We start from the raw sequence: 15,908 nt of genomic DNA, 5'->3' as shown, positions 1-15,908 counted from the left end.
AACAACTTCAAGGAATAGGACAAACTGCAGGAAAAAGGTGATTCTCTGATGGGTAACCCTGATGCGCACGGTTCACTTTCTCAGATCAATGGGGTCATGGAGGGGCGGATGTCGTTCTCTGCACTCGAGTCGTTCATACAGGGGCAGGCTATCACATCTTCCGGCATCGCCGGGGTAGCGGCCGTCCCGGGGCAACCCGGTGCCGCAACCCGATAACAGCACCGAGGCCACCAGGAAGGCAACAAGCCGCACCGTCATCAGAACGTCAGGACAAAACCCACGGCCACCGCCAGCAAGAGCAGCAGGAACCAGCGGGCGTAGAACTCGCCGGCATCATTGACTGGCGGAATACGGCCTCCATCGCTGGTGGCTGCACCCTCGTATTCAGCGATCAGGCGTCGGGCTTCCAGATAGTCACCGTCCTCCACGTGTACATTGGTGAAACCGGCCGCCCCGATCTCTCCCAGGGCACCCTGGAGGTAGTGCCCCCCGACATGGCTGTCAATTCCATGGGACCCCAGCAAACCGGCGATGATATGGGCCTCGGTGAGGTCCCGGGCATTATAGGCAATCTGCATAGCAAGGCTCCCGATGCAGCTCCGGAAGACTCTGCCGATCAGTCAGATATCAGCAGGGACATTCGTAGTGTAGCCCCTCCGGCAGAAAGTCACCCAAACGGTTACGCAGATGACACCACAACAGACTAGACTCCTTGTGTGCCGTCTGATTAATTCGCTGAACAGCTGTCAGCGAATTAATCAGACGGCACACTTATAAACCCTTAACGGAACACGGAATTCATGCTGGTACTGATACTTGGACTGATTATTTTCCTGGGCGTTCACTCGCTCTCCATCGTCAACGAACCGTTTCGCAACCGCCTGCTGAAGTCCATGGGCGAGGGACCCTTCAAGGGAGCCTTCTCGATCGCATCTGCAGTGGGTCTTGTGCTGATTGTGGTTGGTTACGGCATGGCAAGGACCGACCCGACCCTGCTTTATGCGCCTCCAACCTGGTTGCGTCATGTCGCCCTGCTGTTGCTGGTTCCGGTCTTTCCACTGCTGGTAGCCACCTATTTTCCCGGCCGAATCAGTCGCACGCTGAAGCACCCGACACTGGTCGCCGTCAAACTATGGGCTGTGGCCCACCTGCTCGCCAATGGCATGCTCCACGATGTCGTACTCTTCGGCGCTTTCCTCGCCTGGGCAGTGATTGACCGGATCTCCCTGAAGCGCCGCGAAGGTCACCCTGTTCCCGCGCTTCCGGCCAAACCCGCCAATGATGCCATCGCGGTTATCGTCGGGTTGGTGATCTATGTGCTGTTTGTGATGTGGATCCACCAGTGGCTGATCGGCGTGCCCCCGGTGCCAATGTAATCTTCCACCCCGGGCGCATGAACCGGGGATTCCTTTAGTGACCTCAAAACCATATTCTTCTGACTACCGCTCGACAGGAGTCATAATCATGAAAATCGGTGTGCCCAAAGAAGTCTTTAAGGACGAACGGCGGGTGGCAACCACGCCAGCCGCCGTCGAGAAGCTGATCAAGCTCGGCTATGAGGTAGCCGTTGAAACCGGCGCTGGTGAGGCCGCTGACTATAACGACGAAGCCTATCGGGAGGCCGGCGCGGCCATTGCGCTGGATACCACCGCCCTGTGGAAGGAATCCGATATCGTGCTGAAAGTACGTGCCCCCATGGATCACCCGGGCACCCATAAGCACGAACTGGACATGATCCGCGAGGGGGGACACCTGGCAGGCTATATCTGGCCCGCCCAGAACCCCGAACTGCTACAGAAAATGGCGGACCGGAAGGTGACCGGCTTTGCCATCGACGCCCTGCCCCGCATCAGCCGGGCCCAGAAAATGGACGCCCTCAGCGCCATGGCCAACATTGCCGGCTACCGCGCCGTCATTGAGGCTGCCAACCAGTTTGGCCGGTTTTTCACCGGTCAGGTAACCGCCGCAGGCAAGGTGCCCCCCGCCAAGGTTATGGTGATCGGCGCTGGTGTGGCCGGCCTGGCCGCCATTGGTACAGCCAACAGCATGGGCGCCGTTGTGCGTGCGTTCGATACGCGGCTGGAAGTGAAGGAGCAGGTGGAAAGCATGGGCGCCGAGTTCCTGGAACTGGACTTCGGCGACGAGGAAGGCAGTGGCAGCGGCGGTTACGCCAAGCAGATGAGCGACGAGTTCATCAAGGCGGAAATGGCCCTGTTCGCGGAACAGGCGAAGGAAGTGGACATCATCATTACCACGGCCCTGATCCCCGGCAAGCCCGCCCCCAAGCTGATCACCGCCGAGATGGTGAAATCCATGAAGCCCGGCAGCGTCATCGTGGACCTGGCCTCGGAGCGTGGTGGCAACTGCGAACTGACTGAGCCGGGCAAGGTGGCCGAGCACCACGGCGTCAAACTGATCGGCTACACCGACCTGCCCAGCCGTATGTCGAAGGTGGCCAGTGATCTATACGCCACCAACCTGGTCCACCTGATGACGGAGCTGACCCCCGAGAAGGACGGCAAGCCGTCGGTCAACATGGACGATGCGGTCATCCGCGGCCTGACCGTGAGCCACCAGGGGGAAGTCACCTGGCCACCACCCAAACCGGAGGAACCGGCCGGCAAGGCGCACGCCCCGGGTACCGAGGAACCGCTACCGAAGACAAAAGCCAAGCCCGCGCCCTCCCCCGCCCGCAAGCTTGCCGGCAAGGTGGCGCTGCTGGCGGTGACCGTGCTGGCGCTCTACGGTGTTGGTGCCTATGCCCCGGAGAGCTTCCTCAGCCACTTCACGGTGTTTGTGCTGGCCTGCTTTATCGGCTGGCAGGTGATCTGGAACGTGACCGCCTCGCTGCATACGCCCCTGATGAGTGTGACCAACGCCATCAGCGGCATCATCGTCATCGGCGCCCTGCTCCACCTGGCTCAGGCGGAGAATGTGGCGGTGGGGATACTGTCGTTTATCGCGGTACTGATCGCCATGATCAACGTGTCCGGGGGCTTCCGGGTCACCCATCGCATGCTCAAGATGTTCCACCGGTAAGGAGGCGACCAACATGAGTCCAGGATTGATCAGCGTCGCCTACGTCGCGGCCAGCATACTGTTTATTCTCAGCCTGGGTGGCCTCAGCCATCAGGAGTCCGCCCGCCGGGGCAACTGGTACGGGGTCGCCGGCATTGTCATTGCCATTGGCGCCACCATCGCCGGTTTCGGCCTGGGCGATCTGACCGCAGTCATCATTGCCATGGTGCTGGGTATTGCCATCGGCCTGCCCATGGCCAACAAGGTGGAAATGACCCAGATGCCCCAGCTGGTGGCCCTGCTGCACAGCTTCGTGGGGCTTGCCGCCGTTCTGGTGGGCTTCTCCAGCTACATCGAGCCGCTGGTGGACAAGGTGGGCGTGGAACACACCATCAAACTGGTGGAGGTCTATCTCGGCATCTTTATCGGGGCTGTCACCTTCACCGGCTCGCTGGTGGCCTGTGGCAAACTGGATGGTCGCATCGACAGCAAGGCCCTGACCCTGCCGGGAAGGCACTGGATGAACCTGGCGGCAGTGGTGGTTGCGGTCATCCTCGGTGGCTGGTTCCTGGGCACCGACAGCATGGCCCTGGGCATTCTGCTGCTGGTGGTCATGACCGTGATCGCCGCCGCCCTGGGGGTTCACCTGATCATGGCCATTGGCGGGGCCGATATGCCGGTGGTGGTGTCCATGCTCAACAGCTATTCCGGCTGGGCCGCGGCGGCCATCGGCTTCATGCTGGGCAATGACCTGCTGATTGTGACCGGCGCCCTGGTTGGCAGCAGTGGTGCCATACTCAGCTACATCATGTGCAAGGCCATGAACCGCTCGTTCATCAGCGTGATCCTGGGGGGCTTTGGCCAGACGTCGTCCAGCTCGGCCGCCAGCGATGGTGACCAGACCGTGCATGAAACCAGCGTCGAAGAGCTGGCGGAAGAGCTGCGCAATGCCGACTCGGTTATTATCGTACCTGGCTACGGCATGGCTGTGGCCCAGGCCCAGAACGGCGTCAGTGAGATCACCAAGACCCTGCGCGACCGGGGTGTCAACGTGCGCTTTGGCATTCACCCCGTGGCGGGACGCCTGCCAGGCCACATGAACGTGCTGCTGGCCGAGGCCCACGTGCCCTATGACATCGTGCTGGAAATGGACGAAATCAACGATGACTTTCCGAAAACCGACGTGGTGCTGGTGATTGGTGCCAACGATACCGTCAACCCGGCGGCTGCGGAGGACCCCGCCAGCCCCATCGCGGGCATGCCGGTACTGGAAGTCTGGAAGGCACGTCAGGTGGTGATCCTCAAACGGGGCATGGCCACCGGGTACTCCGGCGTGGAGAACCCGCTGTTCTTCAAGGACAACAGCCTGATGCTGTTTGGCGACGCCAAGGACTCGGTGGACAAGTTGATGGGCGCACTGCGGGGCTGATCCATCAGCGATAGCGGACCGGTAATGGCCGGTCCGCTATACTCTCACTCCTACTATCCGCACTGGAACAGGAAACCTGAATCATGCCAGCGATTGCCCGTTGCCTGCTTGCCATCATCGCTGTGGCGGCGGCCATCCCGGCCCAGGCCGAGGTGGAAATTGCTCCCTTTGCCGGTTTCCGGATGGGCGGCGAATTCAGTGTGAACGACCGCGACACCGATGAGTCCGACACCCTGAAATTCAAAGACGCGGAAGCTTTCGGGGTGATCATGAATTTTGACCTGAAAGAAGCCGGCAAGCAGGCAGAACTGTACTTCGGCAGGCAGGAAACCACAGCCTCCACATCGGACCGCCTGCTGACGGAAGACAGCTACTCGGTGGATGTCACCATCTACCAGCTTCAGTTCGGGGGGCTGTACTTTCCGGGGGGCAAAAACACCGGGGGCTTTGTCTCCGGCGTATTGGGAGTGACCCGGCTGGAACCGAAGCCGTCGGGGCTGGATGACCATCACCGCGCTTCGATTGCGCTGGGGGGTGGCTACAAGCTGGCGCTGACCGACAAGCTGCTCGCCCGGTTCGACCTGCGCGGCATCTACACCGTTCTCGACAGCGGTGGCGCTGTGTTCTGCGACGGCGGCTGTGCCATACGCTTCGACAGCAGTGGCTATGGCCAGGTTGAGGCCAGTGCAGGCCTGGCGCTGCGCTTTTAAGTCCGGTTCCAGGACTGTAAATACTGCGCAAATCTGCGAGCCAATGCCTGACAGTGTCGCCGCCTGGCTATAGAATTCAATGTGAAGCCACGTCGAGGATCCGACCCATGCGTCTTATACGCCACTCCCATGCTCTTCTGCTGGTGATGGTCCTGGTGCTGACGGGCTGTGCCTCCGGGCCAGAGGTCAGTCAGCGCGGCAATCAGGATTACACACCGGTTTACCAGCCCGCTACAGAAGCTGACGAGAGTCGCGTTGCCCGCCTGCAGGATGTGTTCGCCCGCTATGAAGGCACCCCCTACCGCTACGGTGGCACCACCGCCCGGGGATTTGACTGTTCCGGGTTCATCGGGCGGGCCTACCAGGAAGCCTTTGGCGTTGAATTGCCCCGCACCACCTCGCAATTGCTGGCCCAGGGAGACCGGGTTTCGCCGGATGAGCTGCAGCCCGGTGACGTGGTGTTCTTCAATATCCGGGGCAAGGAAAGTCACGCCGGTATCTTCATGGGGGGCGACGACTTTATCCATGCTTCCACGTCCGTGGGCGTCACCCAGTCCTCACTGAACGGTTATTACTGGCAGGGGCGCCTGACTGAGGTCCGGCGCTTTGACTGAGAGAAAGCATCAGGATGTCTTGAGGCCAAACAGCTGCGGATACCAGCGCAATACAGCGATAACCACCAGGTCATACACGGCGTGCCACACCATCACCAGTTGCAGGCTGTCCGTGATCGCATAGGCCACCCCGAACAGGGCTCCCAGGGCGGTTGCCACCATAAAGTAGGCCAGTGACATGGCATGGGCCAGGCCAAACACCATGGCCCCGGCCAGAATACCCGCGACAACGCCCAGGTGGTGGCCAACCCACCCCTGGATGACGCCCCGGAACAGTAACTCCTCCCCGATACCAGCCAGCACCGCCAGCCCGATCAGCACCGGCCAGCGCTGGGAACAGACAAACCAGTGCAGGTCCCGGATATGCTTCATCAGGCTGTCCGACGACAGTATATCCACCAGCGACAGCACCAGCAGCGCCCCATAGGTCAGCAGGCCCGCCAGGGTGCCCCAGAGCAGATAACCGACAACGGTCAGGCCGTCGGTTGCCACCGGTATATCAAAGACCATCAGTGGCAACAGCCCCAGCACAACAATGCCGGCCTGGAACAACAGGCCCGACAGTGGTGAAAGACCCCGTTTTCGACGCTTTGCCATTCGTCCCGACTTCCCCCGGTCAATAAGTCACACCGCGCTCACTCTACGTGGCCCGACGATAAAGGCAAGAAGCTACGACTGTAGTAACCGGCTAATACCCGCTGAAAGAGCCAGCCTGCTAGCGTTATAAATGGCAACCGTGCCCTGACAATGACAAGGAGAAGGCCATGAGCGGTAAAAAGATCCTGATGATTACCGGTGATTTCACCGAAGACTACGAAACCATGGTGCCCTTCCAGGCGCTGATGGCCGTTGGCCATACCGTGGATGCCGTATGCCCGGACAGGAAGGCAGGCGATACGGTCGCTACCGCCATCCATGACTTCGAGGGTGACCAGACCTACACGGAAAAACCCGGCCACCGGTTTGCCCTGACAGCGGACTTCGATTCGGTGGACCCGGCCAGCTACGACGCCCTGGTGATCCCCGGGGGCCGCGCGCCGGAATACCTGCGGCTGAATGACCAGGTCCTGAAAATGGTGAAGCACTTCTTTGAGACCGAAAAGCCGGTAGCCGCCATTTGCCACGGCGCCCAGATTCTGGCGGCGGCCGGTGTACTCAAGGGCCGGAAGTGTTCCGCCTACCCGGCCTGTCAGCCGGAAGTGGAACTTGCTGGCGGGTCTTTCGCGACCATTGAAGTGGACCAGGCGGTTACCGATGCTAATCTGGTAACAGCACCGGCATGGCCGGCCCATCCGGCCTGGCTGGCACAGTTCTTCAAGTTGCTGGACCGCTGACATGGGTGTTCCGGGCTGGCGGTTGTCCGGCCCGGAACACGTCGACAGGAGATCATCGCATGTGCAAGCTCTTTATCAACGCCGACCCGGAGCTGTGGATCAGCAGGACACACTCGCTGCGCATCGATGGCATGGTGACCAGTATCCGCATGGAAAACACCTTCTGGACCGTGCTGGCGGAACTGGCGGAACGGGACGGCATGAACGTGCCCCAGCTGGTAACCCGCCTGTATCACGAGTCCATCGATGCTGGCCATGACCTGGGCAATTTCACCTCGTTCCTGCGGGTCTGTGCCATGCGGTACCTGGCCCTGCAACTCAGTGGTGATGTGCCCCGGGACAACCGGGTACCCATCGCGTCACTGGATGCGGAGAAAATTCTGAAGCAGGAGCCCAAGCAGCCCATGGCAAACGTTGACGCTGGCAACGCTACCCACTGACGTTTCGGTCAACCCAGGCCGCTGATGGCCAGGTGCAGCGCAATGCCCGCCATCATCAACCCGATCAGGCCATCGATCATCCGCCAGGCCAGCGGGCGGGACAATATCGGCGCCAGGGTAGCGCCACCCCAGGCCAGTCCCCCGAACCACAGGATGGAGGCACTGCTGGCGCCCGCCACGAATGTCGCTGTGCTCTCCTGCTGGGCACCAATCGCCGGAATGAGCAACAGCGTATCCAGGTACACCTGGGGGTTAAGCAGGGTCACTGCCAGGGTGGTAAACAATACGCCCTTCAGGCTACGGGCTTTTACCTCCCCGGCCTGCAACCGGTCACGCCCACGGCTCGCCCGCACCAGTGCCTGCAGCGCCAACCAGCCGAGAAAGACCACCCCGAGCCAGCGTAAAACCTCCAGCGCCTCCGGCACTGCCATCAAGGCAGCACTCACGCCCAGCATACCGGCGCTGAACAGCACCACATCCGACAGCATGCACAGGCCGGCGGCCCACCAGTGGTGCTCCTGCCGAATGGCCTGGCTCAGCACATAGGCATTCTGGGCACCAATCGCTACGATGATCCCGCCACACACCAGCAATCCAGTCAGGTAACTGTCCAGCATCCTTCTCTCTCGATCCGATCGATTTCATTTGAACGGCGCAAGCATAGCGACTTCCCGCTATACTGGAAATTCATACTGCTACTGCATCATCAGTTTTACTTATGATTGACTACAAACTCCTGGAAGCTCTCTCGGCGGTGGTCGAACACGGTGGCTTTGAGCGCGCCGGCGATGCTATGGGGATCAGCCAGTCCGCCGTGTCCCAACGATTGCGCTCCCTGGAGGTACGCATTGGGCAACCGGTGCTGATCCGCTCGCCGGTTCCCCATGCGACGCCGGCCGGTCAGCGACTGCTGAACCATGTCCAGCAGGTCAGGCTGCTGGAGCGAGACCTGGCCCAGAGCATTCCTACCCTCGTCGAAACCGCCAGCCGCTTGCGCATTGCCCTCAACGCCGACAGCCTGGCCACCTGGTGGGCGGATGCCATCAGTACCTTTTGCCAGCAGGAAGGCGTGCTACTGGATCTGGTGATCGAAGATCAGGACATTGGCCTGCAGAAGATGCGGGAAGGTGACGTGGCTGCCTGCCTGTGCAGCAGCCCTCAGCCGGTTGCCGGTGCCCGCTGTGTGCCGCTGGGAACCATGGTCTATCTGCCGCTGGCTACCGACGACTACCAGGCCCGATATTTTCCTGAGGGGCCTACCCCTGAATCGTTCCGCCACGCCCCGGTCATCGTGTTTGGCCCCAACGACCAGCTCCAGCACCGATTCCTGGCCCAATGGGGCTACCACGGTCGCTTTCCGTACCACCTCTGCCCTTCATCGGAAGGCTTCGTACGATTGGCAGTCAGTGGCATGGGCTATGGCATGATTCCGGAAATCCAGGCGCGCAGGGAGCTGGAATCGGGGGTACTGTCCCGCATTGTCCCGGACGGGCAGTTGGATGTGCCCCTGTACTGGCACTTCTGGCGCCACGGAGGCAGCCTGATGGACCGCCTCACTGACGCGTTGTTGGCCGCATGGAAGCCGTGACACCTGACCGCCAGAGACGGTTGGCCGGATTTGTTACACTGGTCGGCTCATTCTGTTGAGAGCGTCTTATGCCGACACTGATACGCCTGTCCAACGCGGTGGAGCTGGCCGACTGGGAGGTGGAGCTTACCCAGATCCGGGCCCAGGGTTCCGGTGGCCAGAACGTGAACAAGGTGGCCAGTGCGGTTCACCTGCGCTTTGATATACAGCGTTCCACGCTGCCGCCTTTCTACAAGGAACGGCTGCTGGCCCTGTCCGACCATCGCGTCACCAAGGACGGGGTGGTCATTATCAAGGCCCAGTCCCACCGTACCTTTGAGCTGAACCGGCAGGACGCCCTGGACCGGCTGCAGGCCCTGATCCTGGATGCGGTAAAGATACAGAAGAGGCGCAAACCCACCCGGCCTACCCGGTCGTCCCAACGCAAACGGGTGGACAAGAAGACGCAGAAAGGGAAGACCAAAGCGTTGCGCGGCAGGGTTATCTGATTATCCGGCCGCTAAGGGTATGCTCTCGCGTTTCACGGGAGCACTTCGTCTCCCTGTTCCTGCCACCCTGCTCCAACCTGTACCCGGATATCCCTGGCAGTGACGGTGTCGCCACACTCTGAACAAACGGTTACTGGCGTCATCGCCTTCCCACACCCCTTGTGGATGTGCTGCAACGGGGCGCCACGTTCGTCGGCCATATGGCGATCCCCCCAACTGACCAGCGCCAGGATCAAGGGATGCAGCTCCAGGCCTTTCTCTGTCAGCCGGTACTCCTCCCGCAACGGTCTTTGCTGATACGGAACCTTGGTGAGCACACCGTGCTCAACCAGCTTTTTCAGGCGATCCGTAAGCACGTGCCGGGTGATGCCCAGGCGCTTCTCAAAGTCATCGAACCGCCGAATGCCCAGGAAGCAGTCCCGCAGGATCATCAGGGTCCACCGGTCGCCCACCACTGCCAGGGTCCGGGCCAGGGAGCAGGGTTGTTGGTCGAGATCTTGCCAGCGCATGGTCGCTCCTACGCAAATGAGGTCCCAGAATAACTTGACAAGTTCTTTTTTGGAACCGACTATTTGTTAGTTCCAAAAAAGAACCCACCACTGAATCAGAGGAGAGGCAGAATGGCCAGCAAGGAAGTGGTTGTGATCATAGGCGCCGGCGATGCTACCGGAGGCGCCATTGCCCGGCGTTTCGCACGAGAGGGCTACATTGTATGCGCCACACGACGCAACGCAGACGCTCTCGCACCCCTGGTGGAGGGCATTGAGGAAACCGGCGGCATCGCCCATGCCTTTGGTTGTGACGCCCGTGATGAGGACGCCATGACCGCATTGTTCGATCAGATAGAGCAAACCATCGGCCCCGTGACGGTGACCGTATTCAACATTGGCGCCAACGTTCGTTTTTCCATTACCGACACCACAGCCCGGGTATACCGCAAGGTCTGGGAAATGGCCGCGTTCGCTGGCTTTCTGGCGGGCCGCGAGGCCGCCAGGGTCATGCTGCCACGCCAGAAGGGCACCATCATTTTTACGGGCGCAACGGCATCGCTGCGTGGCGGCAATGGCTTCTCCGCCTTTGCCGGCGCGAAGTTCGCCTTACGCGCCCTGGCCCAGAGCATGGCCCGGGAACTCGGCCCCAAGGGGATCCACGTCGCTCACAGTATTATTGACGGCGCCATCGATACCGACTTTATTCGCGAGAATTTCCCGGATCGCTACGCGCTCAAGGATAAGGACGGCATTCTCAACCCCGATCACATAGCGGAGCAATACCTGCAATTGCATCGCCAGCCGCGGGATGCCTGGACCCATGAACTGGACCTGCGTCCCTGGCTGGAAAGTTTCTGAAGCAACCGGAGGATAATCATGAACAAGACTTTGGAGTGCTACTTCGACGTGGGCAGCCCGGCCAGTTACCTGGCCTGGACCCAATTGCCTGCGCTGGCAAGTCGCCACAATGCCAGCCTGGTGTGGAAACCCATGCTGCTGGGTGGCGTGTTCCAGGCAACCGGCAACCAGTCTCCTGCTGCCATCGAGGCCAAAGGCCGATACTCAAGAATGGACATGCAGCGGTTCGCCCGCCGCTACGGGGTGACGCTGAACCACAACCCCCATTTCCCGGTGAACACGCTGCACCTGATGCGCGGGGCCGTCGCCTGGCTGGACGACCCCAGGTTTCAGGACTACCTGACGGCGGTATTTACGGCGCTGTGGGTGGACGAAAAGAACATGGGTAAGCCAGAAGTGGTCGCCGAGGTACTGACGGCGGCAGGGTTCAGCCCCCAGGAGGTCATGGACCGGGCCAGCGACCAGGCGGTCAAGGACCGCCTCAAGGCGATCACCATGGAAGCCATTGAGCGGGGCGTATTTGGCGCTCCCACCTTCTACGTCAACGACGAGATGTTCTTCGGCCAGGACCGCCTGTGGATGGTTGAAGAAGCACTTTCGCAATAGAGAAACAGAACACCGGTGCATCAACGAACGATGGCTTTAACCGACCGCGGTGGGAATGCGAACAGTCAACGAGTGCCCGGTATCAGGGCATGTCCGGGGTGACAACGCCCCACTGCGGGACGCCCAAAGGCATAGAAATCCGGAGGGTCGGTGTCAGCGCAGTTGGGAGTCCTTGCTGCCCCGGCGGTTGAACAGGCTTACATCGGCATTATGCCGGTCGCGCTCACTCTGACAACGCACACAAAGGCGAACGCCCGGCAGCGCCCTGCGGCGGGCCTCGGGGATGGGCTCGTCGCATTCCTCACAATGGGACAGGCTCTCACCACTTGGAAGACTGGAACGAGCCCGTTCAAGGGCATCATCCACAGTACTGTCGATCTGGTCCTGCACTGCGCCATCTTTTGACCAGCCACCCGCCATGACTCAGTCCTCCTTGCGGCCCGGTGGCATCACCACCCATTCCGGGTCTTCGAATTCGCCAATGGGTGTGATGTCCACAAAGGGTGCGGCACTGCGAATGATCTTGGCGATTTCAGGGTTATGCTGCCCTTCCATGGCATCCCGCTGCTCCTTGCTTTCCCAGGTGGCAATGGCAATGAGGGTGCTGGGGTCACCAATCTTGCGGTGCAACTCCGTACCCCGTGCCCCGGGCGCCCGCTGGATCAGTTCACTCGCCCTCACCCAGGCGTCGGCGTATTCTTCGGCGGTGTGACCTTCCTTGATGCGGACCTCAAAAATAAACTTCACATAGCCTCCCGAATCGTTACCGGCCAGCCTTACACACGCGACTGCCTCTACCCCCTGTCCCCGGGGCCAGGCGGTGTCTCAACAAGACAGCGCACGGGACACCAGGGACATGCTCAGGCCGGATAGGTAATCCCATGCCGGTCAAATATTTCATGGACCTCCCGGGCCTCCTCAGGGGGCATCATCACGCGAATCACCTGTGCTTCCTCATCGATATAGATCAGGTCCTGGGGGATCTCACTGCCTATCAGATCCTCCCGGGTGTTGCGGGCCTGCTCCAGGCTCTGAAACTTTCCATTGACGGCTTTGCTCATGACCCATCTCCTCTTGAGGGTTCACCCTTGAGAATAGAACGCAGCCTGATACCTGTAAAACAACGACAGGATTCTGCCCGTACCGGATGGTCACTTCAGCGGGGAGCCACCCGCACCAGGCGGCCTTCAGGGCTGTCAGTCAGCAGGTAAATGGCACCATCCGGGCCAGTACGGACATCCCGGATACGCGCCCCCAGCTCACTGAACAGCTTTTCCATGTCTGTGGCGCCATCCGGGCTCAATGCAACCCGGTGCACCGCTTGAGTGACCAGGCCGCCAACCAGCAGGCTGCCCTGCCACTGCGGGAACAGCTCGCCGTCGTAGAGGGTCATGCCGGAAGGCGCTATGGACGGCGTCCAGTGCAGCAGCGGCTGCTCCGTGCCCGGGTACCGGGTAAAGGGTGTCACCCGGGCCCAAGTGTAATCCAGGCCGTACGTGGCCACTGGCCAGCCATAATTGAGACCTGCCTCAATCCGGTTGATCTCGTCGCCACCCCGGGGGCCGTGCTCGTGGATGATTACCTGCCTGCTGGCATCATCGTAGACCAGCCCCTGCACATTACGGTGGCCGTAGCTGAAGATTTCCGGACGGGCTTGCCCGTTGTTCACGAAGGGGTTGTCCCCGGGTACTGAACCATCGACGTTCAGGCGCACAATGGTGCCAATATGGCTGGACAGCTTCTGGGCTTCCTCCCGGTAATCGAAACCGTCCCCCAGGGTTAACAGCAGGGTGCCATCCCCCAGCCAGGCCATCCGTCCGCCATAATGCGCCGCGCCAGCCTTGGCGGGCATGGCCCGGAACAGCTCCTCCACCTCGTCAAGCGCACCGTCCTGCAGTCGCCCCCTGGCCAGGCAGGTGTGATTGGCCTCCAGGGTACCGCAGGCGTAACTCAGATAGAGTCGCTGACTGGTGGCAAAATCACGGGCTGGCAACACCTCAAACAGGCCTGCCTGGGCATGGTTGAACACCTCGGGCACGCCGTCCACCGGCTCGGGCAGCAGTTCCCCGCTCCGCGACACAATGCGCAGACGGCCGGGACGCTCAGTGACCAGCATCCGGCCATCCGGCAGGAACGCCAGAGACCAGGGATGCGCCAGCCCGTCAACGACGGTCTGCAACTGGTAGGCATCGGCAGGCTGGGCACGAACGTCATCGGCCGGAAAAGCGGAGGCCAGAACCAGCACCGCGACTGCGGCACCGCCGCCCTGCGCCGAACGTCCTGGCCGGCTGCCGGCCATTGTGGCAAACAACCAGCCGGCCACCGCTGCCGTAAAGACCATGGCCAGCATGCCGCCGACATCCCGTGTGGCAGCAATCAGCGTAGGTGGTGGTGCCAGCGCATCCACCAGCTTGAACGTGGCCCACAGGCCCACCGCCGCCGCGAGTGCACAAACCGGTGGACGCCACGCCGTCAGCACATACCGGGTCGCCACCATGGCGACCAGCTGGGAAACCAGGAAACCACACCCGAACATCGCCAGATACACCGGTCCAAACTTGAACAGGTCTTCCAGCGTGGTGCCCAACCAGGCACCAACCCCTATTTCAACGCCAAGGCCCCGCAGGGCCAGTAGGTTGATCTGGGTTTGCATCACTGAACCCAACACGGCACCAATAATCAATGCGGTAGCGAAGGCCAGGACGATTCTTGACCAGGATGGCCGGTTGTTCATAAAACCTCGCTGTCTGGAATTCTGGTAAGCTCGCCGATAAGCATTCCAGTGTAGATGATAGAAGGATACACCGGTGGAATTCACCTTCCTCGGCACCTCTGCGGGCACGCCCACCCGCGCCCGCAATGTGACAGCCCTGGCCCTGCAGCACGGCGGCCCACGCCACTGGTATCTGGTCGACTGTGGCGAGGGTACCCAGCACCAGTTGTTGCGTACCCGACTGTCAGTGGTGCAGCTGCAGGCGATCTTTATCACCCATGTCCACGGTGACCACACCTTCGGCCTGCCTGGCCTGCTCACCAGTGCATCCATGGCCGGGCGCACAACGCCCCTGCCCCTGATCGGCCCTCCCCAGCTCAAGCCGTTTATCGAAACCATTCTGGCCAATACCGACTCCAGCCTCAGCTTCGAACTTCTTTACATCAATTCGGAGGCCGATGATTTCCAGTGGCAGGATGATGCCCTGCGGGTGACCAGCTTTCCGCTGTCTCACCGGGTGCCCTGCCACGCTTACCGTTTTGAAGAACTCCGGCTGGAACGAAAGTTACTGACAGAGCGGCTGAAAGCCGATGGCGTCAAACCGGGCCCCGAGTGGGGCAGGCTCCAGAAGGGCCACGATGTAATCCTTGCTGACGGCACACTGGTGCGCGCCACCGACTACACCGAGATTCCGCGGTCGCCGCGGCGGGTAGTGGTGGCTGGCGATAACGACAACCCGGATCTGCTGACGGATGCCTGCCAGGATGCTCATTTGCTGGTCCATGAGGCCACCTACACCCAGGAGGTTGCCGACCGGGTCGGTCCCTGGCCCCAGCACAGTTCAGCACGGCAGGTTGCCGCGTTTGCCCGCAAGGCAGGCCTGCCCCACCTCATACTGACCCATTTCAGTTCCCGGTATCAGGCCGCGGGCACTCGCGGCCCGGTCATTGATGAGATTACCACCGAAGCCCGTGAGAGCTACACCGGTAACCTGCACCTGGCCCGGGACTTCCAGCGCTTCCGGCTGGATCGCGACCTGACGCTGACCGAGGTGGATGAGTAAATATACCCATAACGCAAAAAAAGGTAGCAATTGCCGGAAAAGATAAGTACCTTGGTCGACGTAGGAAAGAGTTAGCAAAGCAGTTCATCAATAAGACGCCCTGTCGAAGTTCGTAGTGCACGTCCTGTTTTTGATCCCGCGCGTTTCTTGTTTCCGAAAAATGCTGACCAGCCCCATCAGGGTTCCTGGCGGCGCATATTAGAAGATTGAATTCAGGAAATTAAAAGATATGTCTACAGTTACCGGTACCGTTAAGTTCTTCAACGAATCCAAAGGCTTCGGCTTTATCACTCGTGAAGGCGGCCCCGACGTATTCGTTCACTTCAGCGCTATTCAGGGCGACGGTTTCAAGACCCTGGCTGAAGGCCAGCAGGTCGAGTTCTCCGTGACCCAGGGCCAGAAAGGTCCTCAGGCAGAGAACGTTGTTGGTCTGTAATTAACAGACTCAACAGTGACCCGTCCTAAAATACGTTGACGGTTTTTGTTGAAGCCAGCGCCTTATGGGGGCTGGCTTTTTCATGTACCTCTTGGGGCGTTTTCATGCCCAGGCTGAGGT

General features: G+C 60.7%; 22 protein-coding genes. 13 read left to right on the top strand and 9 right to left on the bottom strand.

Annotation, left to right across the window (positions count from 1 at the left end):
* Positions 1-72 precede the first annotated feature (72 nt).
* A complete protein-coding gene (locus ACFOZ5_RS18505; RefSeq protein WP_379890129.1) occupies positions 73-258 on the bottom strand; it encodes a hypothetical protein in 186 nt (61 codons plus the stop codon).
* Entirely contained in the window at positions 258-578 is a 321-nt protein-coding gene (locus ACFOZ5_RS18500) for a putative signal transducing protein (protein WP_379890127.1), read from the bottom strand. The genes ACFOZ5_RS18505 and ACFOZ5_RS18500 overlap by 1 nt, the downstream gene beginning before the upstream one ends.
* A gap of 222 nt (positions 579-800) precedes the next feature.
* On the opposite strand from ACFOZ5_RS18500, the gene ACFOZ5_RS18495 reads away from it, so the two are divergent.
* The 5 genes from ACFOZ5_RS18495 to ACFOZ5_RS18475 all read left to right on the top strand — a co-directional run bounded on the left by ACFOZ5_RS18495 (position 801) and on the right by ACFOZ5_RS18475 (position 5,771).
* Positions 801-1,376: an NnrU family protein gene (locus tag ACFOZ5_RS18495; RefSeq protein WP_379890125.1), complete on the top strand. Its 576-nt coding sequence runs from the start codon at positions 801-803 to the stop codon at positions 1,374-1,376.
* Between the two features lie 88 nt (positions 1,377-1,464).
* The gene (locus ACFOZ5_RS18490; protein ID WP_379890123.1) at positions 1,465-3,039 is read left to right on the top strand and encodes a Re/Si-specific NAD(P)(+) transhydrogenase subunit alpha; all 1,575 of its coding nucleotides are present in this window, start codon (positions 1,465-1,467) and stop codon (positions 3,037-3,039) included.
* A 13-nt stretch (positions 3,040-3,052) separates the two neighbouring features.
* A complete protein-coding gene (pntB, locus tag ACFOZ5_RS18485) occupies positions 3,053-4,447 on the top strand; it encodes a Re/Si-specific NAD(P)(+) transhydrogenase subunit beta (RefSeq protein WP_379890120.1) in 1,395 nt (464 codons plus the stop codon).
* A gap of 83 nt (positions 4,448-4,530) precedes the next feature.
* On the top strand, positions 4,531-5,157 hold the full coding sequence (locus ACFOZ5_RS18480) for an outer membrane beta-barrel protein (protein WP_379890118.1): 627 nt from the start codon (positions 4,531-4,533) through the stop codon (positions 5,155-5,157).
* A gap of 107 nt (positions 5,158-5,264) precedes the next feature.
* Positions 5,265-5,771, top strand: coding sequence for a C40 family peptidase (locus ACFOZ5_RS18475; RefSeq protein WP_379890116.1), 507 nt, complete (start codon positions 5,265-5,267; stop codon positions 5,769-5,771).
* Positions 5,772-5,780: 9 nt separating this feature from the next.
* Here the strand turns inward: ACFOZ5_RS18475 and ACFOZ5_RS18470 are convergent, their stop codons facing one another.
* Positions 5,781-6,368 (bottom strand): CPBP family intramembrane glutamic endopeptidase, encoded by a 588-nt coding sequence (locus ACFOZ5_RS18470; protein WP_379890114.1) that lies wholly within the window; start codon positions 6,366-6,368, stop codon positions 5,781-5,783.
* 167 nt (positions 6,369-6,535) lie between these two features.
* Between ACFOZ5_RS18470 and ACFOZ5_RS18465 the strand changes: the two genes are divergently transcribed.
* Together ACFOZ5_RS18465 and ACFOZ5_RS18460 are read left to right on the top strand one after the other, a co-directional pair.
* Positions 6,536-7,105, top strand: a complete 570-nt coding sequence (locus ACFOZ5_RS18465; protein WP_379890112.1) for a DJ-1/PfpI family protein — start codon at positions 6,536-6,538, stop codon at positions 7,103-7,105.
* A 59-nt stretch (positions 7,106-7,164) separates the two neighbouring features.
* A complete protein-coding gene (locus ACFOZ5_RS18460; RefSeq protein ID WP_379890110.1) occupies positions 7,165-7,545 on the top strand; it encodes a ribbon-helix-helix domain-containing protein in 381 nt (126 codons plus the stop codon).
* A gap of 8 nt (positions 7,546-7,553) precedes the next feature.
* Here the strand turns inward: ACFOZ5_RS18460 and ACFOZ5_RS18455 are convergent, their stop codons facing one another.
* Positions 7,554-8,162, bottom strand: coding sequence for a LysE/ArgO family amino acid transporter (locus tag ACFOZ5_RS18455; protein ID WP_379890108.1), 609 nt, complete (start codon positions 8,160-8,162; stop codon positions 7,554-7,556).
* Positions 8,163-8,263: 101 nt separating this feature from the next.
* Between ACFOZ5_RS18455 and ACFOZ5_RS18450 the strand changes: the two genes are divergently transcribed.
* Positions 8,264-9,133, top strand: a complete 870-nt coding sequence (locus ACFOZ5_RS18450) for a LysR family transcriptional regulator ArgP (RefSeq protein WP_379890106.1) — start codon at positions 8,264-8,266, stop codon at positions 9,131-9,133.
* Between the two features lie 77 nt (positions 9,134-9,210).
* Positions 9,211-9,621 carry an alternative ribosome rescue aminoacyl-tRNA hydrolase ArfB gene (arfB, locus tag ACFOZ5_RS18445; protein WP_379890340.1) on the top strand — a complete coding sequence of 137 codons (411 nt, stop codon included), beginning with the start codon at positions 9,211-9,213 and terminating at the stop codon, positions 9,619-9,621.
* 32 nt (positions 9,622-9,653) lie between these two features.
* Here the strand turns inward: arfB and ACFOZ5_RS18440 are convergent, their stop codons facing one another.
* Positions 9,654-10,130: a winged helix-turn-helix transcriptional regulator gene (locus ACFOZ5_RS18440; RefSeq protein WP_379890104.1), complete on the bottom strand. Its 477-nt coding sequence runs from the start codon at positions 10,128-10,130 to the stop codon at positions 9,654-9,656.
* Positions 10,131-10,241: 111 nt separating this feature from the next.
* Between ACFOZ5_RS18440 and ACFOZ5_RS18435 the strand changes: the two genes are divergently transcribed.
* Positions 10,242-10,970, top strand: coding sequence for an SDR family oxidoreductase (locus tag ACFOZ5_RS18435; protein WP_379890102.1), 729 nt, complete (start codon positions 10,242-10,244; stop codon positions 10,968-10,970).
* Between the two features lie 18 nt (positions 10,971-10,988).
* Positions 10,989-11,576, top strand: a complete 588-nt coding sequence (locus ACFOZ5_RS18430; protein WP_379890100.1) for a 2-hydroxychromene-2-carboxylate isomerase — start codon at positions 10,989-10,991, stop codon at positions 11,574-11,576.
* A gap of 153 nt (positions 11,577-11,729) precedes the next feature.
* Here ACFOZ5_RS18430 and ACFOZ5_RS18425 read toward each other — a convergent pair whose 3' ends face one another.
* The 4 genes from ACFOZ5_RS18425 to ACFOZ5_RS18410 form a co-directional block, all read right to left on the bottom strand.
* A complete protein-coding gene (locus ACFOZ5_RS18425) occupies positions 11,730-11,996 on the bottom strand; it encodes a DksA/TraR family C4-type zinc finger protein (RefSeq protein WP_379890098.1) in 267 nt (88 codons plus the stop codon).
* Positions 11,997-11,999: 3 nt separating this feature from the next.
* Entirely contained in the window at positions 12,000-12,323 is a 324-nt protein-coding gene (locus ACFOZ5_RS18420) for an antibiotic biosynthesis monooxygenase family protein (RefSeq protein WP_379890096.1), read from the bottom strand.
* A 113-nt stretch (positions 12,324-12,436) separates the two neighbouring features.
* On the bottom strand, positions 12,437-12,637 hold the full coding sequence (locus tag ACFOZ5_RS18415) for a hypothetical protein (RefSeq protein ID WP_379890094.1): 201 nt from the start codon (positions 12,635-12,637) through the stop codon (positions 12,437-12,439).
* Between the two features lie 95 nt (positions 12,638-12,732).
* Positions 12,733-14,310: a PQQ-dependent sugar dehydrogenase gene (locus tag ACFOZ5_RS18410; RefSeq protein ID WP_379890092.1), complete on the bottom strand. Its 1,578-nt coding sequence runs from the start codon at positions 14,308-14,310 to the stop codon at positions 12,733-12,735.
* A gap of 73 nt (positions 14,311-14,383) precedes the next feature.
* On the opposite strand from ACFOZ5_RS18410, the gene ACFOZ5_RS18405 reads away from it, so the two are divergent.
* Both ACFOZ5_RS18405 and ACFOZ5_RS18400 read left to right on the top strand, forming a co-directional pair.
* Entirely contained in the window at positions 14,384-15,352 is a 969-nt protein-coding gene (locus ACFOZ5_RS18405; RefSeq protein ID WP_379890090.1) for a ribonuclease Z, read from the top strand.
* Between the two features lie 229 nt (positions 15,353-15,581).
* Positions 15,582-15,788, top strand: a complete 207-nt coding sequence (locus tag ACFOZ5_RS18400) for a cold-shock protein (RefSeq protein WP_379890088.1) — start codon at positions 15,582-15,584, stop codon at positions 15,786-15,788.
* Positions 15,789-15,908: the final 120 nt, after the last annotated feature.

It is taken from the genome of Marinobacter lacisalsi (genome assembly GCF_042651045.1).
Classification (GTDB): domain Bacteria; phylum Pseudomonadota; class Gammaproteobacteria; order Pseudomonadales; family Oleiphilaceae; genus Marinobacter; species Marinobacter lacisalsi.
Note: the sequence above shows the minus strand (reverse complement) of the source record. Positions and strands in the feature narration are given on the sequence as shown.

What these genes read in the sequence shown, in the direction of transcription:
- ACFOZ5_RS18415 (WP_379890094.1), bottom strand. Translation starts at nt 12,637, where the DNA reads ATGAGCAAAGCCGTCAATGGAAAGTTTCAGAGCCTGGAGCAGGCCCGC.
- ACFOZ5_RS18500 (WP_379890127.1), bottom strand. Translation starts at nt 578, where the DNA reads ATGCAGATTGCCTATAATGCCCGGGACCTCACCGAGGCCCATATCATC.
- pntB (WP_379890120.1), top strand. Translation starts at nt 3,053, where the DNA reads ATGAGTCCAGGATTGATCAGCGTCGCCTACGTCGCGGCCAGCATACTG.
- ACFOZ5_RS18440 (WP_379890104.1), bottom strand. Translation starts at nt 10,130, where the DNA reads ATGCGCTGGCAAGATCTCGACCAACAACCCTGCTCCCTGGCCCGGACC.
- ACFOZ5_RS18460 (WP_379890110.1), top strand. Translation starts at nt 7,165, where the DNA reads ATGTGCAAGCTCTTTATCAACGCCGACCCGGAGCTGTGGATCAGCAGG.
- ACFOZ5_RS18425 (WP_379890098.1), bottom strand. Translation starts at nt 11,996, where the DNA reads ATGGCGGGTGGCTGGTCAAAAGATGGCGCAGTGCAGGACCAGATCGAC.
- ACFOZ5_RS18455 (WP_379890108.1), bottom strand. Translation starts at nt 8,162, where the DNA reads ATGCTGGACAGTTACCTGACTGGATTGCTGGTGTGTGGCGGGATCATC.
- ACFOZ5_RS18470 (WP_379890114.1), bottom strand. Translation starts at nt 6,368, where the DNA reads ATGGCAAAGCGTCGAAAACGGGGTCTTTCACCACTGTCGGGCCTGTTG.
- ACFOZ5_RS18450 (WP_379890106.1), top strand. Translation starts at nt 8,264, where the DNA reads ATGATTGACTACAAACTCCTGGAAGCTCTCTCGGCGGTGGTCGAACAC.
- ACFOZ5_RS18480 (WP_379890118.1), top strand. Translation starts at nt 4,531, where the DNA reads ATGCCAGCGATTGCCCGTTGCCTGCTTGCCATCATCGCTGTGGCGGCG.
- ACFOZ5_RS18505 (WP_379890129.1), bottom strand. Translation starts at nt 258, where the DNA reads ATGACGGTGCGGCTTGTTGCCTTCCTGGTGGCCTCGGTGCTGTTATCG.
- ACFOZ5_RS18410 (WP_379890092.1), bottom strand. Translation starts at nt 14,310, where the DNA reads ATGAACAACCGGCCATCCTGGTCAAGAATCGTCCTGGCCTTCGCTACC.
- ACFOZ5_RS18430 (WP_379890100.1), top strand. Translation starts at nt 10,989, where the DNA reads ATGAACAAGACTTTGGAGTGCTACTTCGACGTGGGCAGCCCGGCCAGT.
- ACFOZ5_RS18435 (WP_379890102.1), top strand. Translation starts at nt 10,242, where the DNA reads ATGGCCAGCAAGGAAGTGGTTGTGATCATAGGCGCCGGCGATGCTACC.
- ACFOZ5_RS18400 (WP_379890088.1), top strand. Translation starts at nt 15,582, where the DNA reads ATGTCTACAGTTACCGGTACCGTTAAGTTCTTCAACGAATCCAAAGGC.
- ACFOZ5_RS18465 (WP_379890112.1), top strand. Translation starts at nt 6,536, where the DNA reads ATGAGCGGTAAAAAGATCCTGATGATTACCGGTGATTTCACCGAAGAC.
- ACFOZ5_RS18490 (WP_379890123.1), top strand. Translation starts at nt 1,465, where the DNA reads ATGAAAATCGGTGTGCCCAAAGAAGTCTTTAAGGACGAACGGCGGGTG.
- ACFOZ5_RS18495 (WP_379890125.1), top strand. Translation starts at nt 801, where the DNA reads ATGCTGGTACTGATACTTGGACTGATTATTTTCCTGGGCGTTCACTCG.
- ACFOZ5_RS18475 (WP_379890116.1), top strand. Translation starts at nt 5,265, where the DNA reads ATGCGTCTTATACGCCACTCCCATGCTCTTCTGCTGGTGATGGTCCTG.